General features: G+C 72.5%; 20 protein-coding genes and 1 pseudogene. 16 read left to right on the forward strand and 5 right to left on the reverse strand.

Going from position 1 to position 24,526, the window contains the following annotated elements; all coding sequences use genetic code 11:
* Positions 1-57 precede the first annotated feature (57 nt).
* The 4 genes from bioB to ACFWRT_RS24560 all read left to right on the forward strand — a co-directional run bounded on the left by bioB (position 58) and on the right by ACFWRT_RS24560 (position 4,215).
* On the forward strand, positions 58-1,296 hold the full coding sequence (gene bioB / locus ACFWRT_RS24545) for a biotin synthase BioB (RefSeq protein ID WP_380952487.1): 1,239 nt from the start codon (positions 58-60) through the stop codon (positions 1,294-1,296).
* On the forward strand, positions 1,289-2,632 hold the full coding sequence (locus ACFWRT_RS24550; RefSeq protein ID WP_380952486.1) for an adenosylmethionine--8-amino-7-oxononanoate transaminase: 1,344 nt from the start codon (positions 1,289-1,291) through the stop codon (positions 2,630-2,632). The genes bioB and ACFWRT_RS24550 overlap by 8 nt, the downstream gene beginning before the upstream one ends.
* Positions 2,633-2,715: 83 nt before the next feature.
* On the forward strand, positions 2,716-3,411 hold the full coding sequence (bioD, locus tag ACFWRT_RS24555) for a dethiobiotin synthase (RefSeq protein ID WP_380952485.1): 696 nt from the start codon (positions 2,716-2,718) through the stop codon (positions 3,409-3,411).
* Between the two features lie 117 nt (positions 3,412-3,528).
* A complete protein-coding gene (locus ACFWRT_RS24560; protein WP_380952484.1) occupies positions 3,529-4,215 on the forward strand; it encodes a class I SAM-dependent methyltransferase in 687 nt (228 codons plus the stop codon).
* A 7-nt stretch (positions 4,216-4,222) separates the two neighbouring features.
* Here the strand turns inward: ACFWRT_RS24560 and ACFWRT_RS24565 are convergent, their stop codons facing one another.
* Positions 4,223-4,594 carry a fic family toxin-antitoxin system, toxin component gene (locus ACFWRT_RS24565; protein WP_380952483.1) on the reverse strand — a complete coding sequence of 124 codons (372 nt, stop codon included), beginning with the start codon at positions 4,592-4,594 and terminating at the stop codon, positions 4,223-4,225.
* Between the two features lie 169 nt (positions 4,595-4,763).
* Between ACFWRT_RS24565 and ACFWRT_RS24570 the strand changes: the two genes are divergently transcribed.
* From ACFWRT_RS24570 to mug, 6 genes are all read left to right on the forward strand, one after another.
* Positions 4,764-5,198, forward strand: coding sequence for a GNAT family N-acetyltransferase (locus tag ACFWRT_RS24570; protein ID WP_380952482.1), 435 nt, complete (start codon positions 4,764-4,766; stop codon positions 5,196-5,198).
* A gap of 170 nt (positions 5,199-5,368) precedes the next feature.
* Complete coding sequence (locus ACFWRT_RS24575) at positions 5,369-6,709, forward strand: hemolysin family protein (RefSeq protein WP_380952480.1); 1,341 nt, start codon at positions 5,369-5,371, stop codon at positions 6,707-6,709.
* A complete protein-coding gene (locus tag ACFWRT_RS24580; protein ID WP_380952479.1) occupies positions 6,706-7,725 on the forward strand; it encodes a hemolysin family protein in 1,020 nt (339 codons plus the stop codon). The genes ACFWRT_RS24575 and ACFWRT_RS24580 overlap by 4 nt, the downstream gene beginning before the upstream one ends.
* A gap of 126 nt (positions 7,726-7,851) precedes the next feature.
* Positions 7,852-8,715: an SGNH/GDSL hydrolase family protein gene (locus ACFWRT_RS24585; protein WP_380952478.1), complete on the forward strand. Its 864-nt coding sequence runs from the start codon at positions 7,852-7,854 to the stop codon at positions 8,713-8,715.
* Between the two features lie 137 nt (positions 8,716-8,852).
* The gene (purB, locus tag ACFWRT_RS24590; RefSeq protein WP_026242234.1) at positions 8,853-10,295 is read left to right on the forward strand and encodes an adenylosuccinate lyase; all 1,443 of its coding nucleotides are present in this window, start codon (positions 8,853-8,855) and stop codon (positions 10,293-10,295) included.
* A 19-nt stretch (positions 10,296-10,314) separates the two neighbouring features.
* Positions 10,315-10,872: a G/U mismatch-specific DNA glycosylase gene (gene mug / locus ACFWRT_RS24595; protein ID WP_380952477.1), complete on the forward strand. Its 558-nt coding sequence runs from the start codon at positions 10,315-10,317 to the stop codon at positions 10,870-10,872.
* Between the two features lie 88 nt (positions 10,873-10,960).
* On the opposite strand, the gene ACFWRT_RS24600 is transcribed toward mug, so the two are convergent.
* On the reverse strand, positions 10,961-11,398 hold the full coding sequence (locus tag ACFWRT_RS24600) for a hypothetical protein (protein WP_380952476.1): 438 nt from the start codon (positions 11,396-11,398) through the stop codon (positions 10,961-10,963).
* 375 nt (positions 11,399-11,773) lie between these two features.
* Between ACFWRT_RS24600 and ACFWRT_RS24605 the strand changes: the two genes are divergently transcribed.
* Complete coding sequence (locus tag ACFWRT_RS24605) at positions 11,774-12,931, forward strand: ROK family protein (RefSeq protein ID WP_380952475.1); 1,158 nt, start codon at positions 11,774-11,776, stop codon at positions 12,929-12,931.
* Between the two features lie 124 nt (positions 12,932-13,055).
* Here the strand turns inward: ACFWRT_RS24605 and ACFWRT_RS24610 are convergent, their stop codons facing one another.
* Both ACFWRT_RS24610 and ACFWRT_RS24615 read right to left on the reverse strand, forming a co-directional pair.
* On the reverse strand, positions 13,056-13,823 hold the full coding sequence (locus tag ACFWRT_RS24610; protein WP_380952474.1) for a GntR family transcriptional regulator: 768 nt from the start codon (positions 13,821-13,823) through the stop codon (positions 13,056-13,058).
* Between the two features lie 279 nt (positions 13,824-14,102).
* The gene (locus ACFWRT_RS24615; RefSeq protein WP_380952473.1) at positions 14,103-14,987 is read right to left on the reverse strand and encodes an RNA polymerase sigma-70 factor; all 885 of its coding nucleotides are present in this window, start codon (positions 14,985-14,987) and stop codon (positions 14,103-14,105) included.
* A gap of 123 nt (positions 14,988-15,110) precedes the next feature.
* Between ACFWRT_RS24615 and ACFWRT_RS24620 the strand changes: the two genes are divergently transcribed.
* Positions 15,111-16,001 carry an alpha/beta fold hydrolase gene (locus ACFWRT_RS24620; RefSeq protein ID WP_380952472.1) on the forward strand — a complete coding sequence of 297 codons (891 nt, stop codon included), beginning with the start codon at positions 15,111-15,113 and terminating at the stop codon, positions 15,999-16,001.
* Positions 16,002-16,016: 15 nt separating this feature from the next.
* Here the strand turns inward: ACFWRT_RS24620 and ACFWRT_RS24625 are convergent.
* Positions 16,017-16,862, reverse strand: a pseudogene (locus tag ACFWRT_RS24625) (DMT family transporter); the annotation flags it as partial.
* 47 nt (positions 16,863-16,909) lie between these two features.
* On the opposite strand from ACFWRT_RS24625, the gene pdxR reads away from it, so the two are divergent.
* From pdxR to ACFWRT_RS24645, 4 genes are all read left to right on the forward strand, one after another.
* Positions 16,910-18,388, forward strand: a complete 1,479-nt coding sequence (gene pdxR / locus ACFWRT_RS24630) for a MocR-like pyridoxine biosynthesis transcription factor PdxR (protein ID WP_380952471.1) — start codon at positions 16,910-16,912, stop codon at positions 18,386-18,388.
* Positions 18,389-18,586: 198 nt separating this feature from the next.
* Positions 18,587-20,197 (forward strand): alkaline phosphatase D family protein, encoded by a 1,611-nt coding sequence (locus ACFWRT_RS24635; RefSeq protein WP_380952470.1) that lies wholly within the window; start codon positions 18,587-18,589, stop codon positions 20,195-20,197.
* 142 nt (positions 20,198-20,339) lie between these two features.
* A complete protein-coding gene (locus ACFWRT_RS24640; protein WP_380952469.1) occupies positions 20,340-21,716 on the forward strand; it encodes an SWIM zinc finger family protein in 1,377 nt (458 codons plus the stop codon).
* On the forward strand, positions 21,713-24,442 hold the full coding sequence (locus ACFWRT_RS24645; RefSeq protein ID WP_380952468.1) for a DUF7825 domain-containing protein: 2,730 nt from the start codon (positions 21,713-21,715) through the stop codon (positions 24,440-24,442). Before ACFWRT_RS24640 ends, ACFWRT_RS24645 begins: the two co-directional genes overlap by 4 nt.
* The last annotated feature ends 84 nt before the right edge of the window (positions 24,443-24,526 follow it).

The raw sequence follows: 24,526 nt of genomic DNA on the forward strand, positions 1-24,526 counted from the left end.
TCTCCTGTCTGGTTCCTCCTTGGCTGGAGGCGGTGCCGTAAGCCAGGATCATCTTTCATGGACCTGCTGAACACGCTGGTGGACAAGGGGCTGCGGCGCGAACTGCCGACCCGCGAAGAAGCGCTCGCCGTGCTGGCGACCTCCGACGACGACCTGCTCGACGTGGTGGCCGCGGCCGGCAAGGTACGCCGCCAGTGGTTCGGGCGGCGCGTCAAACTCAACTACCTGGTCAACCTGAAGTCCGGGCTCTGCCCCGAGGACTGCTCGTACTGCTCGCAGCGGCTCGGCTCCAAGGCCGGGATCCTCAAGTACACCTGGCTGAAGCCGGACGAGGCGTCCAAGGCGGCGGCCGCCGGGGTCGCGGGCGGGGCCAAGCGGGTCTGCCTGGTGGCGAGCGGACGCGGCCCGACGGACCGGGATGTCGACCGGGTCACCAAGACCATCGAGGCCATCAAGGAGCAGAACGAGGGCGTCGAGGTCTGCGCCTGTCTCGGTCTGCTCTCCGACGGACAGGCCGACCGGCTGCGTTCGGCGGGCGCCGACGCGTACAACCACAACCTCAACACGTCCGAGGAGACGTACGGGGCGATCACCACCACCCACACCTACGCGGACCGGGTGGAGACCGTGCAGCAGGCCCAGGCGGCCGGGCTCTCGGCGTGTTCCGGGCTGATCGCCGGGATGGGCGAGAGCGACAAGGACCTGGTCGACGTCGTCTTCGCGCTGCGCGACCTGGACCCGGACTCGGTGCCGGTCAACTTCCTGATCCCGTTCGAGGGCACGCCCCTGGCGAAGGAGTGGAACCTCACCCCGCAGCGCTGCCTGCGGATCCTCGCCATGGTCCGCTTCGTCTGCCCGGACGTGGAGGTCCGGCTCGCGGGCGGGCGCGAGGTCCATCTGCGCTCGATGCAGCCACTGGCGCTGCACCTGGTGAACTCGATCTTCCTCGGTGACTACCTGACCAGCGAGGGCCAGGCGGGCCAGGCCGACCTGGACATGATCGGGGACGCCGGCTTCGAGGTGGAGGGCCAGAGCACGACGACGCTGCCTCGCCACCGGGCCGACGCGCTGAGCGGGGGCGGTTGCGGTTCGCACGACGCGTCCGCCTCGGAAGGTGCGGGCTGTGGTTCGCACAGTGGCGGTGGTGGCTGCGGGCCGTGCGGCGGTCATGCGGCCGTCGCCGGTGGCGAGGAGAGCGTTCCGGCCCCGGGTACGGAGACGGTCGGCGCCGCGCGTACGGATCTGGTCGCGGTCCGCCGGCGTGGTGCGGGGACGGATCTCGCGCCCAATGCCTGAGCCGTACGACCCCGAACGCGGCGGGCCCGCCGAGCCGAAGCCGTACGCACCCGACGAACTGCGGGCGCTGGACCGCGCGCACGTCTGGCACCCCTACGGTCCGATGCCCGGCCGGCAGGAGCCGCTGATCGTGGAGTCGGCCTCCGGCGTACGGCTCCGGCTCGCCGAACCCGTCGAGGGGCAGCGGGAGTTGGTGGACGGCATGTCGTCCTGGTGGTCGGCGGTGCACGGCTACAACCACCCGGTCCTCAACGAGGCCGCGCGCGGCCAACTGGACCGGATGAGCCATGTGATGTTCGGCGGGCTCACCCATGAGCCCGCCGTCCGGCTGGCGACCCGGCTGGTGGAGATCACCCCTGAGCCGCTCCAGCACGTCTTCCTCGCCGACTCGGGGTCCGTGTCCGTCGAGGTCGCGGTCAAGATGTGTCTGCAGTACTGGCGTTCGGCCGGGCGCCCGGAGAAGCGGCGGCTGCTGACCTGGCGTGGCGGCTACCACGGCGACACCTGGCAGCCGATGTCGGTCTGCGACCCGGACGGCGGGATGCACGAGCTGTGGTCGGGCGCCCTGCCCCGGCAGGTCTTCGCCGACGCCCCGCCGGACGGATTCGACGCGGAGCCGGACCCGGCCTACGTGACCCGGCTGCGGGAGCTGATCGCCGCGCACGCCGACGAGGTGGCGGCGGTCATCGTGGAGCCGGTGGTGCAGGGAGCGGGCGGGATGCGGTTCCACTCCCCCGCCTACCTGCGGGTGCTGCGGGAGGCGTGCGACGAGTCGGACGTCCTGCTGGTGTTCGACGAGATCGCGACCGGCTTCGGGCGGACGGGCAAGCTGTTCGCCGCCGGGCACGCCGGTGTCTCGCCGGACGTCATGTGTGTCGGCAAGGCGCTGACCGGCGGTTATCTCACGATGGCGGCGACGCTGTGCACATCGCGGGTGGCCGAGGGGATCTTGCGCGGCGATGTGCCGGTGCTGGCGCACGGCCCGACGTTCATGGGCAACCCGCTGGCCGCCTCGATCGCCTCGGCCTCGGTGGACCTGCTGCTCGGCCAGGACTGGGAGGGCGAGGTCGCGCGGATCGGCGCGGGGCTGCGCTCCGGCCTGGCGCCCGCGTCGGACCTCCCGGGGGTCGTGGACGTACGTGTCCTGGGGGCGATCGGGGTCGTCCAGCTCGACCACGAGGTGGACATGGCTGCGGCGACCCGGGCGGCCGTGCGCGAGGGTGTGTGGCTGCGGCCGTTCCGCGATCTCGTCTACACGATGCCACCGTACGTCACCGGGGACGACGACGTGCGACGGATCTGCCGGGCCGTGTGTGCCGCGGCTCTGGAGGGCTGAGATGGCTGTTGTGCTGGTGGGACCTGGTACGGGAGGGCGGAGATGGCTGTTGTGCTCGTGGGACCTGGTTCGGGAGGGCTGACATGACGATTCTCGTAGTGACCGGTACGGGCACGGAGATCGGCAAGACCGTGGTGACCGCTGCGGTGGCTGCCGCCGCGCGGGGGCGCCGGGTCGCGGTGCTGAAGCCCGCGCAGACCGGGCTCGCGCCCGGGGAGCCGGGGGACGCGGCGGAGGTGGCGCGGCTGGCGGGCGCCCATGTGACGCCGGTCGAACTCGCCCGGTTCCCCGAGCCGTTGGCCCCGGCCACGGCGGCGCGGCGGGCGGGAATGGCTCCGGTGCGCCCGCATGAGGTGGCCGAGGCGGCGGAGAAGCTGGCCGCCGAGTACGACCTGGTGCTGGTGGAGGGCGCGGGCGGGCTCCTCGTCCGGTTCGACGACGAGGGCGGCACGCTCGCGGACGCCGCCCGGCTGCTGTCCGCCCCGGTGCTGGTGGTGGCGCCCGCGGGCCTGGGCACGCTGAACGCCACCGCGCTGACGGCCGAGGCGCTGCGGGCGCGTGGGCTGGAGTGCCGGGGCGTTGTGGTGGGCAGCATGCCGGACCGGCCCGATCTGGCCTCCCGGTGCAACATCGAGGACCTGCCGGTGGCGGCCGGCGCCCCGCTGCTGGGGGCCGTGCCGACCGGGGCGGGGGCGCTGGCGGGCGCCGACTTCGCGGCAGGGGCGGGCGGTTGGCTGGCGCCGGAGCTCGGGGGGACGTGGACCGTGCCGTCGCTGTGAGGCCCCCCGCAGGGGCGCCTCGGCGCCGTACGGACATGCCTGAACCGGTCCGTACGGGGGAGAATCGGTGAGGAGAGCCGTACCGTACCGTCCTCCTCTCCCTCCCGGAGGTCCGTCATGCAGCTGCGCCGCAGGAAGCTCCTACGGGACGCCGTGCACCACCCGGTCTTCGCCCGCTACTACGCCCGGATGAGTGTGACGGCCGACCTCAAGGGCGGCGTCGCCGCGTACCGCGAGGAGTTGCTGGCGGGACTCTCCGGCCGCGTCATCGAGATCGGTGCGGGCAACGGGCTGAACTTCGCCCACTACCCGGGGGCCGTCGCGGAGGTCGTGGCGCTGGAGCCCGAGCGCTCACTGCGGCAGCTCGCCGTCCGTTCCGGGCTGCGCGCCGAGGTGCCGGTGGACGTGGTGCCGGGGGCGGCCGAGGCGTTGCCGGTCAAGAGCGAGGCCTTCGACGCGGCGGTGGCCTCGCTGGTGCTGTGCACCGTACGAGACCTGCCGAAGGCGCTCGCCGAGATCAGGCGGGTCCTGCGTCCGGGCGGTGAACTGCGGTTCTTCGAACACGGGCTGGCACCGGGCAAGGCCCTGGCGGCCGCGCAGCGCACGGCGGACCGGACGGTGTGGCCGCTCCTCTTCGGCGGCTGTCACACGGCGCGGGATCCGCTGGGCGCGATCGAGGCGGCGGGCTTCGAGCTGGGGACGTACAGGAGGCTGCGGATCCCGGAGAAGGGCATGCAGTCCCCCTCGTCGCCCTGCGTTCTGGGCGTGGCCCGTAAGCCGTTCACCGAGCCGCCTTCGAACTGAGCGCGCCTCACACGCTCCACTGGCGCAGCTCGTCCGCGATGGCGCGCACGTCCGCCTTGCCCTGCTTGACCAGGAGGGCCGGATCGCGCACCTGCTCGGGCGAGGTGATGACCTTCAGCCCGGAGGCGACCAGATAGCCGTACGCGACGGCCGAGGCGAACATCGCGTTGGAGTGTTCGAGCGCGGGCACATGCAGCAGCAGTTGCACCAGGGCGGCCGCCCGCGTGTGCGGGTCGCTGTAGACGGCGCTGCCGAAGATCTCCGCCTCGTGGCGGGCGACCGCGGCGACGAGCGCGCCCCAGTCGACGACCTGCGGGTCACCGGGCGTCTTGTGCTCGGCGACCATGAGCAGCCAGGAGAGGTCGATCCGCAGATTCAACGGGTGCCTTCACGCCGGAGGCCTTCACGCCGCGGGGCCTCGCGTTCCGGGCCCTCGCGTTCCGGGCCCTCACGTTCCGGGCCGAACTCCTCGGTGAAGACCGACCAAGAGGAGGCGGGCAGGAGGAGACCCGGAAAGCAATCGACTTCCGCGTCCGGCGGGTGGTGGGATGGCCGCCATGGACGATCTTTCGATACGGTCCGCGACCGCGGCCGATCTGGACCGGGTGCTCGCGTTCTGGAAGGTGTCCGCGGAGGGCACCAGCATCAGCGACGACGGCGACGGGATCGCACGTCTGGTGGAACGGGACCCGGACGCCTTGATCCTCGCGGAGCGGGACGGAACGCTGGTGGGCACGGTGATCGCGGGCTTCGACGGCTGGCGCTGCCATCTCTACCGGCTCGCGGTCCATCCGGAGCAGCGCCGCCGGGGTGTGGGCGGCGCGCTGCTCGCGGCGGCGGAGGAGCGGTTCGCGGCCCTCGGCGGACGCCGCTCCGACGCGATGGTGCTGGACCGCAACGACCTGGCGCACCACACCTGGCGGGCGGCGGGGTACGGGCCGCAGCCGCAGTGGAGCCGCTGGGTGAAGCCACTCGCGGACTGACCCGGTAGGACACGGCGCCGGTGGGCAGACGCCTACGATGACATGCCCTTCCCGTCACCCCCTGCCGAAAGGTGTGAGCGTCCGACCATGGGCGAGCCACCCCGTAGCCGCATCCGCCGACACCGCGCGGTCCGTCCGCCCCTGCCCGATCATGGGACGGAGGTGAACCGATGACCGAAGTGCTTCTACTGCTCGTCGCCCTGCTGCTCTGTGTCGCGTGCGGCGCCTTCGTCGCGGCGGAGTTCTCGCTGACCACGGTGGAGCGCGGCGAGCTGGAGCGGGCCGTCGAGCGGGGTGACCGGGGTGCGTCGAGCGCCCTGAAGGCCGTACGCGGCCTGACCTTCCAGCTCTCGGGCGCGCAGCTCGGGATCACCGTCACCAATCTGGTGATCGGCATGCTCTCCGAGCCGTCGATCGCCAAGCTGATCCGCAGCCCGGTGGAGGCCGCCGGGCTGCCTCCCGCCGCGGCGTCCACGCTGGCCCTCGTCATCGGTACGGCGCTGTCCACGGTGGTCCTGATGGTGGTCGGCGAGCTGGTGCCGAAGAACTGGGCGATCTCCTCGCCGCTCTCCGTGGCCAGGGCGGTCGCCACCCCGCAGCGGGCGTTCACCGCCGTGTTCCGGCCCTTCATCAGCCACCTCAACAACACGGCGAACCGGATCGTGCGACGCTTCGGCCTGGAGCCGACCGAGGAGCTGGCCTCCGCCCGCAGCCCGCAGGAGCTGGTCGCGCTGGCGCGGCACTCCGCGAAGGAGGGGGCGCTGGAGGCGGACACCGCCGAGCTCTTCGTACGTACGCTGAATCTGGCGGAACTGACCGCGGAGAACGTGATGACCCCTCGGGTCCAGGTGACCGCGCTGGAGGTGCGGGCGACGGCCGAGGACGTGGCCAACGCGACCCGGGCCACCGGCCTCTCCCGCTTCCCCGTCTACCAGGGCAGCCTGGACACCGTGGTCGGCGTGGCCCACATCAAGGACGTGCTGGCGGTCCCGGCCGACGAACGCCCCCGTAAGCGGGTCTCGGAGATGCTGCGTGAACCCCTCCTCGTACCGGAGACGCTCACCGTCGACCGGCTGCTGGACCAGCTCTCCGGCAAGCTCGCCATGGCGGTGGTGATCGACGAGTACGGCGGTACGGCAGGGGTGGTGACGCTGGAGGACATCGTGGAGGAGGTCGTCGGCGAGGTCCGCGACGAGCACGACCCGCACGAGACGCCCGACCTGGCGGCGGCCGGTGAGGACGCCGACGGCCGCACCCTGTGGTCGGCCGACGGCGCGGCCCGTACCGACCAGCTGAGCCGGATCGGGCTGCGGGTGCCCGACGGGCCCTACGAGACGCTGGCCGGGCTGATCGCCGCCGAGCTCGGACGGATCCCGACGGCCGACGACACCGTCGAGCTGGCGGGGTGGCGGATCGACGTGGTGGACGCCACGGGGCGACGGGCCGCGCGAGCACTGCTGCACGCGCCGGCGCCCGGTTCCGAGGAGCAGAGCGAGGAGGAGGGCCGGTGATCGTCCTTCAGCTCTTCATCGGCCTGCTGACCCTGGTGGCCAACGCCTTCTTCGTGGGCGCCGAGTTCGCGCTGATCTCGGTGCGCCGCAGCCAGATCGAGCCCCAGGCCGAAGCCGGCGACCGGCGGGCCCGCAGCGTCATCTGGGGGCTTGAGCATGTGTCGGCGCTGCTGGCCGCCGCCCAGCTCGGCATCACGCTCTGCACCCTGGTACTGGGCATCGTGGCCGAGCCCGCCATCGCCCATCTGCTGGAGCCGGTCTTCGACGCGGTGGGGGTGCCGCACGGGCTGGTGCACCCGCTCTCCTTCGCGATCGCGCTGAGCGTGGCGACGTATCTGCACATGCTGCTGGGCGAGATGGTGCCGAAGAACATCGCGCTGGCCGAACCGGCGCGCAGCGCGCTGCTCCTGGGTCCGCCGCTGGTCGCGGTGGCCCGTGCGCTGCGTCCGGTGATCTTCGCGATCAACGCCTTCGCCAACGCCCTGCTCAAGCTCCTGCGGGTGGAGACGAAGGACGAGGTCTCCGCGACGTTCTCGGACGACGAACTGGCCCGGCTGGTGAAGGACGCCGGGGACGCGGGGCTGGTCGACGACCGCTCGGCGGAGCGGCTGCACCACGCCCTGGAGCTGGGCCGGCGTCCGGTGCAGGATGTGGTCATGCCGGTGGACCGGGTGCTGTACACCCGGGTCGGCACCACCCCCGAGGACCTGGAGCGGCTCTCGCACGTGTCCGGGTTCTCCCGCTTCCCGGTGATGGACGGGGAGGGCCGCATCCTGGGCTACCTCCATGTGAAGGACGCCCTGGACGCCACGCCCCGGGACGCGCCGTTCCCGGTGACCGCTCTGCGGCCGATCGCCCGGGTCCGCGCGTCGACCCCGCTGGACGACGTGCTGACCGCGCTGCGGCGCAGCCGGACCCATCTCGCGGCGGTCCTGGACGACGGTGACCGGCTGGTCGGCATGGTCACGCTGGAGGACGTGCTGCGCGAACTGGTCGGCAGGACGCAGTCCCGCTGAACGGCCGGGTGGCGGCTCCCGTACCGACTCCCGCACCTGGGACGTGAGGGCTCCCGTTCCCGCTATGTGACGGCTCCCGTACCGGCCGGACGGTACGGGAGCCGTACGCGATAGAATCACCGGGCCATGGAATTGAATGCCTCCTACACCAGTCTCGTCGCGGTCGGCGACTCCTTCACCGAGGGCATGTCGGACCTACTCCCCGACGGCACCTACCGGGGCTGGGCCGATGTCCTGGCCTCCCGGCTCGCGTCCCGGTCCCCCGGATTCCGGTACGCCAACCTCGCCGTACGCGGAAAGCTCATCAGCCAGATCGTCGACGAGCAGGTGGGCGCGGCGGCGGCGATGCAGGCCGATGTGGTGACCCTCGTCGGCGGGCTGAACGACACGTTGCGCCCGAAGTGCGACATGGGCATGGTCAGGGGGCGGCTGGAAGAGGCCGTGGAGCGGCTGGCCCCGTCCTGCAAGCAACTCGTGCTGATGCGCAGCCCGGGGCGCAACGGCCCGGTGTTCGACCGGTTCCGTCCTCGGATGGAGGCGCTGTTCGCCCTGATCGACGACCTGGCCGGCCGGCACGGAGCCGCGGTGGTCGACCTCTACTCCGCGCCCTCGCTCAGCGACCCGCGCATGTGGGACGCCGACCGGCTGCACCTCGCGGCCGACGGGCACCGGCGGGTGGCGGAGGCGGTCTGGCAGACGCTGGGGCTCCCGCCCGAGCTCGACTGGCAGGCCCCGGTCCCCGTCTCCCTGCCACCGCGCTGGGCGAACCGGCGGGCCGACGACATCCGCTTCGCGCGCCGCCACCTGGGTCCCTGGATCGGCCGCCGGCTCACCGGCCGGTCCTCCGGCGACGGCCGGTGGGGCGCCCAGTTCGACCCGGGAACGACCTCGGGCTTCTGGATCACGCCCGCGGACGCCGAGACCCCGGGCCCGGTGACGGGCTGGCACCGGTTCCCCTCCGAGGAAGGCCCGGCGCCCGGGTCTTCGTAACCGGTTCTCGTAACCGGCCTTCGTAACCGGTTCTCGTAACCGGCCTTCGTATCCGGTCCTCGTATCCGGTTCTCGTAGCAAGCCACAAAGAGGCCCGCGGCGCTGGCCTGCAGAAACCGACAGTAGAATCCCTTTACGTGACTGCTGTGTCTGCGAAGCCTCGCATCCCCAATGTCCTGGCCGGCCGCTACGCCTCCACGGAGCTGGCCGTCCTCTGGTCCCCCGAGCAGAAGGTGAAGCTGGAGCGTCAGCTGTGGCTGGCGGTGCTGCGCGCTCAGAAGGACCTCGGGATCGAGGTGCCGGACGAAGCGCTGGCCGATTACGAGCGTGTCCTCGACCAGGTCGATCTGGCCTCGATCGCCGAGCGCGAGAAGATCACCCGGCATGACGTGAAGGCCCGGATCGAGGAGTTCAACGCTCTCGCGGGTCATGAGCAGGTCCACAAGGGCATGACCTCCCGGGATCTGACGGAGAACGTCGAGCAGCTGCAGATCCGACTCTCGCTGGAGCTGATGCGCGACCGCACCGTGGCCGTGCTGGCCCGGCTCGGCAAGCTCGCGGCGGAGTACCGCGAACTCGTGATCGCCGGCCGTTCGCACAACGTCGCCGCGCAGGCGACGACGCTCGGCAAGCGGTTCGCGACGGCGGCCGACGAGCTGCTGGTGGCCTACGGCCGGCTGGAGGACCTTCTCTCCCGTTACCCGCTGCGCGGGATCAAGGGCCCGGTCGGTACGGCGCAGGACATGCTGGACCTCCTGGGCGGTGACGCGGACAAGCTCGCGGACCTGGAACAGCGCATCGCCGGGCACCTCGGTTTCGCCGAGGCGTTCACCTCGGTCGGCCAGGTCTACCCCCGCTCCCTCGACTACGACGTGGTGACGGCTCTGGTGCAGCTCGCCGCGGCGCCCTCGTCGGTGGCGAAGACGATCCGGCTCATGGCCGGCCACGAGCTGGTGACCGAGGGCTTCAAGCCCGGCCAGGTCGGCTCGTCGGCGATGCCGCACAAGATGAACACGCGCTCCTGCGAGCGGGTCAACGGCCTGATGGTGATCCTGCGGGGTTACGCCTCGATGACGGGCGAGCTGGCGGGTGACCAGTGGAACGAGGGCGACGTGTCCTGCTCCGTGGTCCGCCGGGTGGCGCTGCCCGACGCGTTCTTCGCGTTCGACGGTCTGCTGGAGACCTTCCTGACGGTGCTGGACGAGTTCGGCGCGTTCCCCGCGGTCGTGGCGCGTGAACTGGACCGCTACCTCCCCTTCCTGGCGACGACCAAGGTCCTCATGGGCGCCGTGCGGGCCGGGGTGGGCCGCGAGGTGGCCCACGAGGCGATCAAGGAGAACGCGGTCGCCTCCGCGCTGGCGATGCGGGAGCAGGGTGCCGAGCGCAACGAGCTGCTCGACAAGCTGGCCGCCGACGAGCGCATTCCGCTGGACCGGGCGGAGTTGGACGCCCTGATGGCGGACAAGCTCTCGTTCACGGGCGCGGCGGGTGACCAGGTGACGGTTCTGGTGTCCCGGATCGAGGAGATCACCAAGCAGCACCCCCAGGCCGCGGCCTACGCCCCCGGCTCGATCCTCTGACCGGCACCACCCGCACCGCATGACCCCCGAAGAGCTGATCGCCGCCCGCGACCGCATCGTCCCCGATGTGGCCGCGGGCGGACTGCGCGTGCTTTTCTGCGGGATCAATCCGAGCTTGATGACCGCTGCCACGGGCCATCACTTCGCCCACCCCGGCAACCGGTTCTGGCCGGTCCTCCACCGTTCGGGGTTCACACCCCGGCGACTGCTGCCCGAGGAACAGTCCGAACTTCTGCCCCTCGGCCTCGGCATCACCAATGTGGTGGCCCGGGCGACGGCTCGCGCGGACGAGCTCGGGGCGGAGGAGTTCCGGGCGGGCGGGGCGGCGCTGACCGGGAGGGTCGAGCGGCTCGCGCCGGCGTGGCTCGCGGTCGTCGGCATCACCGCCTACCGCACGGCCTTCGGCGAGCCCCGCGCACGGATCGGCCGGCAGGAGCGCACGATCGGCGGCGCCCAGGTGTGGGCTCTGCCCAACCCCAGCGGCCTCAACGCCCATTGGACGATCGACACGATGGCCGAGGAGTACGCCCGCCTCCGTGAGGCCGTCGCGGCATCAGCACCGAACTCCCCCGGCTGACGCCTTCACCGAGACCCTCCCGGCTGACGCCCTCACCCACACTCTCCCCGCTGACGTCTTCACCGACCGCCGGCCCCTTCGGTCCGGATCAGGGCGGGTCGATGACCGTCACCAGCACCGTCACCTCGCAGCCCGGCCCCTCCTCCTCCAGGACCAGCCCGATCGCGACCCACCGCTCCTCGACCTGCCACAGCCGGACGAACTCGCATCCGGCCACCGGGTCCGCCCAGGGCTCCGGTATCACTTCGCCCGCCAGCATCCGCTCCTGGGCGCTCCACAGGCTCATCATCCGGGGTTCGCCCCAGCGGGCGGTGAGGAGCGTGAGCAGTGCGTCGTGCTCCGCCAGGCAGGAGGCCCGGTGCTCCGGTCCTGCCGGTTCGTCGTCGTCCCATGGTTCATGGCCGGTGCGCAGGAACGCCGTGTGATAGCCGGGTCCGCTGACTCCCGAGACCGACGGGGTGCGCTCCTGGGGGAAGTCCCCGGTGCACATCCCGTCGATGAGGCGGAGATGGTGTGCGGTCGTCATACAGTCAGTAAACCGTCCGGCACCGACAGGCGATGCCCTGCCCCCGGCCTCGCGCACCCCCTGGCGGAGACCGTGCAAGCGGAGACCTGCAAGCCGTGCGCCTGCTCCGGTTGGCGGCCCGGAGCCCGTCGTACGCGGAGGTCGTCGCCGGGCCGTCCGCCGGCTTCGGGACGGCCGGGCCTCATGTCCGTGCGATTCCCGCGAAGTTGGGTACCCCGAACCGTACGCACGCGGTCATCGCGGCGTACGAGTCCGGTTTCGTCGCTCCGAGCTGACGCAGGTTGCGGCTCGATACCGGCTTGCGGAGCTGCTCGCCGGGCCTGCGAGCAGCGAGTACGATCCGGCAGACATGCGCACGAGCTGGGAGGACACACCGTGAGCCGGCTGACCGGGGGAGATCCGTCGCTGCTGCGGCGGATCAATTCAGCGGTGGTACTGCACGCCCTGAGGGGGGCCGGTTCGCCGACGCTGACGGACCTGACCCGGATCACGGGGCTCTCCCGTCCGACGGTCGAAGGTGTGGTCGAGGGGCTGTTCGAGGCCGGTCTGGTGGTCGAGGCCCTGCCCGACGAGAGTGAGGCGCGGCGCCAGGGACGGCCTGCCCGCCGGTTCCGCTTCCGTGCCGAGGCCGGACATCTGCTGGGCGTCGAGATCGGCCCGCACCGGGTTTCGGCGCTGCTGTCGGGGCTCGACGGCCGGGTGAGCGGGGCGGGTTCCCGCATGGTGTCGGAGACAGCCGGTGCGGACGAGCGGCTCGACCAGGTGAGGGCCGTGATCGCGGACCTGCTGCGCCGCACGGGGGTGGCCCGGAGCAGTCTGCGGGCCGTCGGCGTGGGCAGCCCCGGCATCGTGGAGGCCGATGGGACCGTTCGGCTGGGCACGGCGCTGCCGGGGTGGACGGGGCTCGCGCTCGGGGAGCGGCTGCGGCGTTCGTTCCGTTGTCCGGTCCTCGTCGAGAACGATGCCAATGCCGCCGCTGTCGCCGAGCACTGGAAGGGTGCGGCCACCGAGTCCGACGACATCGTCTTCGTCCTGGCGGGGCTGAGTCCGGGGGCCGGTTCGCTGATCGGCGGGCGGCTGCACCGGGGGTTCGGCGGGGCGGCCGGGGAGATCGGCGCGCTGCACCTGCTGGGCCGGGACGTGACTCCGGAGCATCTGCTGTCGACCACGGGCACCCCGCTGGAGCCGCTGGACGAGCAGGCGGTGGCGATGGTGTTCGCCAAGGCGCGGCAGGGCGACACGGAGGCGCAGGCGGCGGTCGAGCGGTTCCTCCAACGGCTCGTGCACGATGTGGCGGCCCTGGCGCTGGCGCTCGACCCGGAGCTGGTGGTGGTCGGGGGCTGGGCCGCCGGCCTGGACGGGGTGCTGGAGCCGCTCCGCGCGGAGCTGGCCCGCTACTGTCTGCGCCCGCCACGGGTGACGTTGTCGTTGCTCGGTGAGGCCGCGGTCGCGACGGGGGCCCTGCGGCTGGCGCTGGACCACGTCGAGGAGCAGTTGTTCGCCGTGGAGGGCGCGGTGACGGCCCGCCGCTGATCGCGGAGGTGCGAGCGGGAGATACGACGATGGCGGCCCGGCCGGTTTCCCGGGGGCCGCCATGAGGTGGCGCGCGCTCGCGGACGCCGGCCTGAACAGCGTACGGAAGGCGTACGGGGAGGCGTCAGGAAGCCTGGCGCTCCTGCTGCTCGTCGTGGCTGATCTCCAGCGCGCCGGAGTCCCCGAAGGTGAGCCGGCAGGTGTCCGCCCGGTAGGTGGCGATGGACACCGCGGCCGTACCGCCCGCGGCGAGGTACCGGGTGGTGACCACGAGGACGGGTGCGCCGGGGAGCCGGTCGAGCTCCTTGGCGTCGTCCGCGCGCGCCGAGCCGAGCTCGACGGAGCGGTCCTGCCCCTCCAGGCCCAGCCGGTGCAGCTCGCGCAGGACGGCCCGGGCGCGCACGGTGCCGGACGGTGCGTCGATCGCGGAGAGGTCGGGCACCGAGGAGGCGGGCACGTAGAGAAGCTCGGCCGCCACCGACTGCCCGTGGGTGTCGCGGATGCGGCGCACCACGTGCACGGGCTCGCTTCCGGTGCCGAGCATGGCGGCCACGGCGCTGGGTGCGGCCTCGCTCGCGCAGTCGACGGGCTGCCACGCCTCGCCGGCCGCACCACCCGTCCACTCGTGCTGGGCGGTGGAGACGGCGACGCCCACGCGCGGCGGGGCGACGGTCGTGCCGACGCCGCGGCGGCGCTGCAGTCTGCCTTCGAGTTCGAGCTGCTCCAGAGCCTGTCGGAGCGTGGCGCGCGCGACGCCGAACCGTGCCGCGAGGTCCCGCTCGTTGGGCAGGATCTCACCCACCGCGAAGTCCGAGTCGAGTGCCTCACTGAGCACGGTCTTGAGGTGCCAGTACTTCGGCTCCTGCACCGATTCCAGCTGCGTGGTCCCCACCAAGTCCTCCGCAATCGCCCAGCGGCTTTTCCGCGACGCTATTTATTAAAGGTTCCTGTCTTAAGGTGACCTTAGGGTGGCGTACCCCCTTGGTCAAGACCAATCCTTATTCCGTAACGGAACGAAACGGGACTTTGGCGCAGAGCGTTCACAAGACGTTCGCGGTGCCGTGGGCCGCGCGCAGCATGAAGCCCCACCACCGGGTCGATGGCGGGGCTTCGGGCGGTCAGCCACGGAAGGAGATCATCCGGATTCGCGTTGGCCGGAAAGCGTGGGCGGCTACACGGCGGACAGTCCGGAGAGCTTGTCCGGATTGCGAACGATATAGATGCATTGAATGGCACCGTCCCGGACCTCGACCTGGAAGAAGGTATCCGGCTTTCCTCCGACAAAGCACGCCACAGCCGGTCCGCCGTTGAACTCCGCGACGCGCAGGTCCCAGTCCGGCCCCACCTCCCGGCCGACCGAGGCGAGGAACCGGCCGACCTTGTCGGCACTCTCGATGACCCGCAGCGCCGCCTTCGCCTTGCCGCCCGCGTCGCTGACGAGCCGGACGTCCGGTGCCAGAAGTGCCATCAGCTGCTCGATGGAGCCGCCGGACGCGGCGGCCAGGAACCGCTCGGTGAGGTCCCGTCGCTCCCCCGGGTCGACGTCGTAGCGCGGCTTGCGTTCGTCCACATGGCGCCTGGCGCGTCCGGCGAGCTGTCGGACGGCCGCCTCGGTGCGGTCGAGAGCGGCGGCGATCTCGGCGTACGGGAAGCCGAAGGCCTCCCGGAGCACGAAGACGGCGCGCTCCAGCGGCGAGAGCGATTCGAGGACGACCAGCACGGCGAGGGAGACGGAGTCGGCGAGGACGGCCCGTTCCGCCGCGTCGGGCACGGTCGGCCCGAAGTCCGTGGCCACCGGTTCGGGGAGCCAGGGACCGACGTACGCCTCACGGCGCGACTTCAGGTGGCGCAGCCGGTCGATGGCCAGCCGCGTGGTGATCCGCACGAGGAAGGCTCTCGGCTCGCGGACGCCTTCCTGGGTGACGGACGACCATCTCAGCCATGCCTCCTGCACGACGTCCTCGGCGTCGGCGACACGGCCGAGCATGCGGTAGGCGACGCCGGTGAGGACGGGCCGGTGCGCCTCGAAGACGTCGGTCGCGGGGTCGGCTGTCACCGGTCCATCCCAGCCGACACGCCCGGTGGTGTCCAGCGGGAATCGCCCCAGCACTTGAACTCCAAGCTACTGGACGGTAATTGTTGTTGACGCGACGTATACCCACTCCCAGGGAGCAGCTCCATGACCACCACGGTCTCCTTCACCGTCGATTCGGCGCACGACCCCCGTCCGGTGTCGGTGGAGTACGAACGGATCGGTGCGGGTGAGCCGTTGGTCCTGCTCCACGGCATCGGCCACCACCACCGGGCCTGGGACCCGGTGACGCGGATCCTGGCCGCCGAGCGCGAGGTGATAGCCCTCGACCTGCCCGGCTTCGGCGCGTCCCCGGGGCTGCCGGACGGAGTCCCGTACACCTTGGACGCGTTCGTTCCGGTCCTCGGGGCCCTCTTCGAGACGCTCGGCCTGGACCGTCCGCATGTGGCCGGGAACTCCCTCGGGGGCCTGTTCGCACTGGAGCTGGGACGGAAGGGGCTCGTCCGGTCGGTGACCGCGCTGTCGCCCGCGGGCTTCTGGAACGAGCCGGAGCGCCGCTACGCCTTCACGACCCTGCGGGCGATGCGCCGCGCCGCGCTGGCACTCCCGGTGCCCGCGATCGAGCGGCTGTCGCGCAGCGCGGCCGGGCGGACGGCGCTGACCAGCACGATCTACGCCCGGCCCGGCAGGCGTTCACCCGAGGCCGTCGTCGCCGAGACCCTGGCCCTGCGGGGAGCGACCGGCTTCCACCAGACGCTGGCCGCCGGCGGGAGCGTCTCCTTCACCCACGATGTGCAGGGCATCCCCGTCACCGTCGCCTGGGGCACCCGCGACCGCATCCTGCTCCGGAGGCAGGGCGTCCGCGCCAAGCACGTGATCCCGGAGGCCAGGCTCGTGCGGCTGCCCGGCTGCGGGCACGTGCCCATGAACGACGACCCGGCCCTGGTGGCCCGCGTCATCCTCGACACCAGCCGCGGCGGGGACGGGGACGGGACGCTGCACCGGCCCGGCCGCCTCGCGGCGCCGCAGGACGCCTGAGCCGAACGCCACGCCGGCGCCGACGAGCAGGCTCCCCGCGCCCTGGGCCAGACCGTACGTCCCGGCTCCGACGAGCGGCGCCGTCAGCGCGGCGGAGACCGGGATGAGACCGGAGAAGAGGGTGGCGCGTTCGGCTCCGATGCGCTGCATGCCGATGTACCAGCAGACGAAGCCGATCACGGTCACGACGACGGCCTGCCAGAGCAGGGCTGTCGTCTCGGCCGGTGTCGGCACCCGCAGGAACGCGGTGCCGTCCAGCACCAGCCCGAGCAGCGTGGACTGTACGGCGGCGATCGCGCACACGGTGGCCGCGAGCAGCTTCGGGCCGAGCGGTCGCAGCACCGGGACGGCCAGCACCGCGAAGCCGGTCTCGCCCGCCAGCGCGCCCACCGACCAGCAGATGCCCGCCAGGTCGGTGCGCCCCCAGCCCTGGACCGTGAACGCTCCGGCGGCGACGAGCCCGGCGGCGTACAAGGTGGCACGGGACGGGCGGCGGTTCTCCAGGAGGGGGACCAGGACGCCGACGACGATGGGCGCGCAGCCGACGAAGACGCCCGGAACAGCCGGCTCCGCGGTCCGTTCCGCCGCCAGGATCGCCAGGTTGAAGCCGACCATCCCGACCGCGGCGAGCAGGCCGAGCCGCATCCAGTGGCGCCCGGAGAGACTTCGGAGCGGTACGGCGACGGGGTCGGGGCCGCGTCGCAGCAGAGCGGCCAGCAGCAGGGCGGCCAGGCCGTAGCGGAGCGCCTGGCCGCCCGCGTACGGGTAGTCGCCGAGGACACTGTTGGCGGTGAAGGAGGCCCCCACCAGCACACAGGCGAAGGCCGCCAGGAGGGCCCCGCGCAGAGAGTTCGCGTTCATGAAGGTGACGCTAGGTTCGGGGCCGGACCGGTTTAAGGTCCACTTCCATGACGTCTTCGGGGACCAATTCGACCGATGGGAGCGGCCGGGGCGGCTCCGGTGGTCTCGATTCCACTTCTCCCGCCTGGGAGTTGCTGCTGCCCGCCGCTGCCGCGCCGGCGCGCGGGCGGGGGCGCGCGCTCCGGTCCGCGCTGCGTGAGGCGGTGCGCTCGGGCCGTCTGGCGGCGGGTACCCGGCTGCCGTCCAGCCGGGAACTCGCCGCGGATCTCGGGGTGTCGCGCGGGCTGGTCACCGAGGCGTACGAGCAACTGACCGCCGAGAGCTATCTGCGCAGCGGGCAGGGCGCGGGAACCTGGGTGAGCGACGGAGTGCGCGCGGCGGCGCATTCCGTACGGGACCTGGCGCCGCGCGCGCCGGGCGCGCTGGTGGACTTCCGGCCGGGCGTCCCCGACCTCTCGCTCTTCCCGCGCGCCGCGTGGGCCGCCACCCAGCGGACGGTGCTCGGCCGGCTGCCGCACAGCGCGCTGGGGTACCCCGATCCGCGCGGGCTGCCGGAGCTGCGTGAGGCGTTGGCCGGACTGCTGGCGCGGCGGCGCGGGGTGGTGGCCGATCCCGAGCGGCTGGTGGTCTGCTCGGGGGTCGCGCAGGCGACGACGCTGCTCGGCTTCGTACTGCGGGAGCAGGGCCTGGCCTCCGTCGGGGTGGAGGACCCGGGGAGCCCGGAGCACGCGTCGCTGTTCGCGGCGACCGGCCTGGGCGCGACCCCGCTGCCTCTCGACGCGGAGGGGGTGGCGCTGGATCCGCTGAGGCGCTCCGGCGTGCGCGCCGTGGTGACCACGCCGGCGCACCAGTTCCCCACCGGAATCGCCTACTCCGCCGAGCGCCGGCGTGCGTTGCTCGACTGGGCGCGCGAGGCGGACGCCGTGATCATGGAGGACGACTACGACGGGGATTTCCGCTACGACCGGGCGCCGGTGGGGGCGTTGCAGGGGCTCGACCCGGAGCGTGTCGTCTACACCGGGTCGGTGAGCAAGTCACTGGCCCCGGGGCTGCGGCTGGGCTGGCTGATCGCTCCCGCCGCGCTGACCGAGCGGATCGTCGCCCGCAAGCGGACCATGGACCTCGGCAATCCCGCCATCGACCAGGCGGTGCTGGCCGACTTCATCGTGCGCGGCGCCTACGACCGGCAGTTGCGCCGCTGTCAACGTGCCTACCGGGAGCGCCGCGACGCCCTGGTGGCCGCGCTCGGTGAGCGCTTCCCGGGCACGGAGGTCAGCGGCATCGCCGCCGGGCTGCACATCATCGCGCGGCTGCCCGAGCGGTACGGCCCCGAGGGCGCGTTCCTGAGCCGCGCGGACCGGGCGGGCATCGCGCTGCGGCCACTGAGCGACTGCGGGGACGCCGGGCCCGAGGACGGCACGGTGGCGCTGGTGCTCGGCTACGCCCATCTGGGGGCGGGTGAGATCGCCCGGGGCGTCGGGTTGCTCGCGGCCGCGCAGGGGCCGGGTGCGGGTGCTCGTGCCTGACGGCTCATCGGACCGGCCCCGTTCACCCGGCGTTGGGACGGCGGCTTCCGCGACCCACTAGGCATGGGAGCGGAGACCGGCTCCGGCCCGGCGGAGCGCTGCGGCCGCCCCCGGCTCGGTGTCCGTCCGACCGTTTTCACCCGTTCCGCACGTTCTGCCTGTTCCCAACGTTTCGCCCACCGTCCTGGAGGCACGTCGATGCCGCACCGTCCGCACATCCCCTCGCCCGGCCGCCGTACCGTTCTGCGGGGCTCGCTGCTCGTCCCGGCGGCGGCCGCCCTGCCCACGGCCGTCGGCGCGGCTCCCGCCCTGGCGCTGGCGGGACGGCCGGAGGCGGCATGGGGCGTGCAGGTGGGGAGCGTCACCGCCTCGTCGGCGCTGGTGTGGGTGCGCTCCGACCGGCCCGCCCGGATGCTCGTGGAGACCGCGGCGACCGAGTCCTTCCGCCGGGCCCGGCGCTGGTACGGGCCGCTGATCGGCCCGGGGTCGGACCTCACCGGCACCACTCCCCTGTACGGCCTTCCGGCGGGCGAGCAGGTGCACTACCGCGTCACGCTGGCCGATCCGGGCGATCCACGCCGTACGGGAAAACCGGTGTACGGAACATTCCGTACCACTCCGGCCCGGCGCCGTGACGGGGTGCGCTTCCTGTGGTCCGGGGACATCGCGGGGCAGGGGTGGGGCATCAACCCGGACATCGGCGGCTACCGCGTGTACGAGGAGATGCGCCGCCTCGACCCGGACTTCTTCCTGTGCAGCGGCGACACCGTCTACGCGGACGGGCCGCTCCAGCCGAGCGTGACGCTGCCCGACGGCAGGATGTGGCGCAACGTCATGACCGAGGAGAAGGCCAAGGTCGCCGAGACGCTGGACGAGTACCGGGGGAACTTCCGCTACAACCTGCTCGACCGCAACGTCCGGCGCTTCAACGCGCAGGTTCCTTCCGTCGTCCAGTGGGACGACCACGAGGTGCGCAACAACTGGTACCCCGGCCAGATCCTCGACGACGCGCGCTACACCGAGAAGAACGTCGACATCCTCGCGGCCCGCTCCGCGCGCGCCTTCCAGGAGTACTTCCCGGTGTCGACGCCGCACGGCTCGTACGGTTCGCACGGCTCGTACGGTTCGTCCTCGCGGCGCTCGCGCATGTACCGCGCCGTCCACCACGGGCCGTTGCTGGACGTCTTCGTGCTCGACATGCGCTCGCACCGGAACCGGAACTCTCCCAACCGGCAGGCCGACGATACGACCGGCATCCTCGGTGCTGAGCAGTTGAATTGGCTGAAACGCTCCCTCGCCCAGTCCCGCGCGGTGTGGAAGGTGATCGCGGCCGACATGCCGCTCGGTCTGGTGGTGCCGGACGGGGCGACGGACTTCGAGGCGGTGGCCCAGGGCGATCCGGGCGCTCCGCTCGGGCGAGAGCTGCAGATCGCCGAGCTGCTGCGGTTCATCAAGCACCGCAAGGTCACCGGCACGGTGTGGCTGACCGCCGATGTGCACTACACCTCGGCGCAGCACTACGCCCCGGAGCGGGCGGCGTTCAAGGACTTCGCCCCGTTCTGGGAGTTCGTCTCGGGGCCGCTCGCGGCAGGGGGATTTCCGGCCAACGCGCTGGACGGTACGTTCGGGCCGGACCGGGTCTTCGTGCGGGCGCCGGACCGGGCCAATGTGTCGCCGATGGAGTCGCCGCAGTTCTTCGGGGAGGTCGAGATCGACGGCGACAGCGCGAATCTGACGGTGCGTCTGCGCGCGGAGGGGGGCGGGGTGCTGTTCACCAAGGTGCTGCGGCCGGGCCGCGTCGGTCAGTGAGGGGGCGCCGCTGACCCGCGTGGACAGGTCAGCGAGGGAGCACCGCTGACCCGCTAGGACAGGTCGGTGAGGGGACGCCGCTGACCTGCGCGTACGGCTGCGCCAGGGTCCGTTGTCAGTGGTGGGTCCTACCGTTTTCTCCATGACCCGATCCGTTCAGGCCCTGGCCTACGCACGCCCGTCCGCCCTGGAGTCCTCGCAGGTGGAGGCCTCCCTCGGTCTGGAGACCGCGGGCGGCCTCACCCCGCGCGGGGCACAGGCGCATCCGCGGTTCTTCGCCGGATTCCTCTCCGCCCCGCGCATCGCCGCCCGAGGCCTGCTGGCGGTGGCCGACGTGGCCGCCGCCCGGTACTACCAGCGCACCTTGGCCGCTTCCCTGGACCCGGTGGTGACGGGGAACGGGGACCGGCTGCGGTTCGAGTCGTTCTCCGGCTGCTGCGGGGTGTACGCGCGCCTCGACGTGCTCCAGGAAGGGCTGGAGGGGGCGCGGACGGGCCACGGCACGACCAATGTGGACGTCAACAATCCGCTGCGGGACGCCCTTTCGCGGATAACGGCGGACGACCCGCTGCATCTGCGGGTGGGCCCCGAGGAGTTGGCGGTCACCACGCTGGACGGGCCGGTGGTGGAGAAGAAGGTGCCGCTGCCGGACCGGTGGCTGCGGGGGTTCGCCGAGGCGCAGGTGGCCTCGGCCGGGTTCGATCTGCGGGCCGAGCTGTCGGCGGCCCAGGCGGTGGCGTTCCTGCGGTCCCTGCCGCGTGGTTCGGGCAACGCGGCGCGGGGCGCGCAGTGGGTGGTGGCCTCCGGCTCCGCCCTGCGGCCGACGACCCGGCCGGTGCCGGGGGCGGTGTGCCTGCCGGGGCCCGAGCGGCTGGTGGCGTTGCAGCGGGTGCTGCGGCACGCGACGGCGCTGCGGGTGTACGGGCCTCCGGTGGCGGACGGCGCGCCGGTGGCGAGCGCCTGGGAGGTGGTCCTGCCGGGTATGCGGCTCACGCTGACGCTGTCACCGGACGCCTCGCGCGGGTTCTCGGGTGAGGGCGGGGTCCTGGAGGCGCTGGCCACCGATGAGGCGGCGGCCGACGCCGAGCTGGTCTCCGTCCTGCTCGCCTGGGAGCCCGTGATCGAACCCGCCACGCTGGCCGAGCGGTCGGGGCTGAGCGTCGAGCGGGTACGGGCCGCGCTCACCCGGCTCGGCACGGCGGGCCGGGTCGGCTACGACCTGGCGGACGCGGCCTACTTCCACCGCGAACTGCCCTACGACGCGGACCGGGCCGAGCGCCACAACCCGCGTCTGGTCGCCGCCCGCGAGCTGGCCGGTGCGGGGGCGGTGTCGCTGGACGGACCGCTGGCGTACGTGGCCTCCGGCGACCGGCGCTACCAGGTGCGCGAGAGCGAGGGGGCCCTCACCTGCACCTGCCAGTGGTGGGCGGACTACCGGGGGAAGCGGGGCCCTTGCAAACACGCCCTGGCCGTGACGATGGTCCGGCGCGGTGCGACGGTCACCGGAGGTGTGCGATGACCGACCTGCTCACCGCGGTACGCGCGGGAGCGCACCGCGAGGTCCCGGCGCTGGTGCTCCGGCTGGACCGGGCCGGGCGCAGAGCGGCACTGGCCGAGTTGAAGGAGCTGCGCAAGGAGGCCCGGGGCTGGGACTGGCAGCGGCAGGACAAGATCCGCAAGGCCCTTCAGGTGGCCGGGGCCGGTTGCCACACGGGGGCGGCGGGCTGTGCCACCTGGATCGGCGGCCGTGACCTGCGTAGCTGGTCGAGGTCCCCGTATCCGCTGATCCTGGTGGCGCTGGGCGATCGCGATCCGGCCTGGCTCGGCGATCTCGCCCACCGGCTGGCGGCGAAGTCGCTGAACTCGGAGGCGGAGTACACGTTCATCAGCGAGCTGGTGCGGATGGCCGGATGCCCGATCCCGACGACGGACAGTCTCGTGGAGGGCTGGGCCGAGCGGATCAGTACGGCACGGTGGCACGGCAGGTCCGGCCGCCGGGTGCCGCTGGTCGACCTCCTGCGCTCGGACCCGCACGTCGCCGTGCTCGCGCCCCGGCTCTTCGAGACGCGGGAGCTTCCGCCGCAGGTCGGCTGGTACGACACACCGGACTCGACCGACCACTGGCCGGCCGCGCTGCGCGTGCTCGCCGAGGAGGGCGTGCTCGACCGGTCGCAGTTGGCCGAACGGTGCGTGACCCGCCTGGTGCGCGGCGGAAAGACCGGTGACCAGCGGTTCTTCCTCACGGTGCTCCAGCAGCTGAGCATCACGGAGGACGAGGAGAGAGCCCACCTCCGCGACTGGACGGCCATGGCGGCGGACGGCATCTCCGTGGTGGCCTCCCATGCCCAGGACGTGCTCGCGCGGCTGGACGCACGGGGCGAGCTGTCCACCGCGGATCTCTCCGAGGTGTCGGGCTCGGTCCTCTTCCGCCGGGAGAAGAAGCTGGTGCGGAGCCAGTTGATCCTGTTGGGGAAGGTGCTGAGCCGGGACGCATCGACGGCGGGTGAGCTGCTCCCGGTGGTCGCCGAGGCGTTCGGGAACGAGGACGTCGCCCTCCAGGAGCGGGCGCTCAAGCTGATCGCGCGCCACCTTCCGGCCGATGACGCGCCGCTGCGGGAGGAGCTGTCGTTCGCGGCAGCGCAGTTGGGGCCGCTGCACCGGGAGGCGGTCACCGCCCTGTTCGGGGCTGACGGCTCCTCGGAGGATGCGCTGGCCGGCCCGTACGAGGAGCTGCTGCCGCCCGTGCCGGTCCTGTCCCGGCTGGACCCGGCACCGGGGAGCGTGGCGGAGCTCGTCGAGGAGGTGGCGGCCCAGCTGAAGTCGCGCTCCTGGCAGGGCTCCACCCCGGGAGCCCTGGCCGCGGCGTCCGGGATCTCCGCTTTCGAGCGCACGCTGGACGGGCTGGTCCGCGTGGCCCGCGCCGACCGGACCGGGCTGGCGGAGGCGTTGGAGGAGGCCCTGGCCGGGACGTGGTTCCTGGAGCACGGAATCGACCGGCAGCCCGAGCCGGCGTATCTGACGACGAGCGACGCGCTGTCGCTGGTGGTGGGCTCGCTCCTCGGCCGGGTCTCGTATCAGGCCGTCGTCGAGGGGAAGAGCCGGTGGACCGGCACCGGGACGTGTGCCCATACGGCGCTGAACGGGGTGCTGCTCGCCCGGGCGTGGGAGGCTGCCGGTGATGTGGTGACCGACCGGATCCCCTTCCTGCTCGCCACGCCGACCTGGCACACCGGTGCGCTGGACGCGGCGGAGCTGGTCGAGCGGCTGCGGACGTACCGGCGTCTGGACATCGCCCCGGGGCCCGCCGACTTCTCCCAGGCGCTGCTGCGCGTGCGCCGGAGCGGTGCGTCAGCGGCCGCCGATGCGGCCTCGGCGCTCGGTACGCCGCACGGCGACCGGCTGGCCGCCTGGATACGGGCCGACGAGCCGGTGGCTCCCGTCCTGCGGCACGGGCTGACCAGCGACCGGCCCTCGGCGGGCAACTGGTGGCAGCGGTCCGCGTCGGGGGTCCGGCAGGTGCTGCTCGCCACCAGGGAACGGCTGGTGATCCAGCAGGAGTTCCCGCGCTCCTTCCACTGGCTCGGCCGCCCGCACGTGCCCGACGCCCGGTCCTGCTACCACTGGGGCGCCGAGCAGTGCCCGCACTGGACGGCCACGCTGCCGGAGGACGGGGAGACCCTGGCCGCCTGGCTGATGGCGGATCTGCTGCACACCGCCGACGAAGGGCCCAGGGGCGGGGCCTGGTTCCTGCCGCCGCTGATGGAGACGGGCGGCGAGGCGGGTGTCGCGGTGCACCTCGCCCTGGCGTACGGGCTGGGCGCACGGCACCCCGAGGACCGGATATCCGCCGTGGACGCACTCCTCGTGCTGGCCGCTCAGGGGCGGCTGGACCCGGCGCTGCTCGGGCGTGAGCTGGGGGTCCTCGTCGACCACGACCTGGTCAAGGTCAACCGCCTGGCCGACGCCGTCCGGACGGCGGCCGCCACCGGGGCGTACCGGACCGTGCTGGGCGTGCTCACCAAGGCGCTGCCCACCCTGCTGGCGTACGAGAAGGCGCCCCGGGGGATCGGGGACCTGCTGGCCGTGGCGGCGGAGTGCGCCGAGCGCGGCGGTACAGAAGGGATCGAGCGCGGCGGTACGGAAGGGATCGAGCCGATCGCCGGGCTGGCCGCGACGGCCGGACGCAAGGGGTCCTCGCAGACCGTCCGGCAGGCCGCCCGCCTGTTGAAGACTTTCACGGGGTGAAGAATACGGCTGAAAAACGACGATAGGTGATCAGATCCATACTTAACCCATCAGTCACAAGGTGTTCGTGATCAGGCAACACCA

Source organism: Streptomyces cyaneofuscatus (assembly GCF_042718795.1).
Lineage (GTDB): Bacteria > Actinomycetota > Actinomycetes > Streptomycetales > Streptomycetaceae > Streptomyces > Streptomyces cyaneofuscatus_A.

What these genes read in the sequence shown, in the direction of transcription:
- bioB (WP_380952487.1), top strand. Translation starts at nt 58, where the DNA reads ATGGACCTGCTGAACACGCTGGTGGACAAGGGGCTGCGGCGCGAACTG.
- ACFWRT_RS24550 (WP_380952486.1), top strand. Translation starts at nt 1,289, where the DNA reads ATGCCTGAGCCGTACGACCCCGAACGCGGCGGGCCCGCCGAGCCGAAG.
- bioD (WP_380952485.1), top strand. Translation starts at nt 2,716, where the DNA reads ATGACGATTCTCGTAGTGACCGGTACGGGCACGGAGATCGGCAAGACC.
- ACFWRT_RS24560 (WP_380952484.1), top strand. Translation starts at nt 3,529, where the DNA reads ATGCAGCTGCGCCGCAGGAAGCTCCTACGGGACGCCGTGCACCACCCG.
- ACFWRT_RS24570 (WP_380952482.1), top strand. Translation starts at nt 4,764, where the DNA reads ATGGCCGCCATGGACGATCTTTCGATACGGTCCGCGACCGCGGCCGAT.
- ACFWRT_RS24575 (WP_380952480.1), top strand. Translation starts at nt 5,369, where the DNA reads ATGACCGAAGTGCTTCTACTGCTCGTCGCCCTGCTGCTCTGTGTCGCG.
- ACFWRT_RS24585 (WP_380952478.1), top strand. Translation starts at nt 7,852, where the DNA reads ATGGAATTGAATGCCTCCTACACCAGTCTCGTCGCGGTCGGCGACTCC.
- mug (WP_380952477.1), top strand. Translation starts at nt 10,315, where the DNA reads ATGACCCCCGAAGAGCTGATCGCCGCCCGCGACCGCATCGTCCCCGAT.
- ACFWRT_RS24600 (WP_380952476.1), bottom strand. Translation starts at nt 11,398, where the DNA reads ATGACGACCGCACACCATCTCCGCCTCATCGACGGGATGTGCACCGGG.
- ACFWRT_RS24620 (WP_380952472.1), top strand. Translation starts at nt 15,111, where the DNA reads ATGACCACCACGGTCTCCTTCACCGTCGATTCGGCGCACGACCCCCGT.
- pdxR (WP_380952471.1), top strand. Translation starts at nt 16,910, where the DNA reads ATGACGTCTTCGGGGACCAATTCGACCGATGGGAGCGGCCGGGGCGGC.
- ACFWRT_RS24635 (WP_380952470.1), top strand. Translation starts at nt 18,587, where the DNA reads ATGCCGCACCGTCCGCACATCCCCTCGCCCGGCCGCCGTACCGTTCTG.
- ACFWRT_RS24640 (WP_380952469.1), top strand. Translation starts at nt 20,340, where the DNA reads ATGACCCGATCCGTTCAGGCCCTGGCCTACGCACGCCCGTCCGCCCTG.
- ACFWRT_RS24645 (WP_380952468.1), top strand. Translation starts at nt 21,713, where the DNA reads ATGACCGACCTGCTCACCGCGGTACGCGCGGGAGCGCACCGCGAGGTC.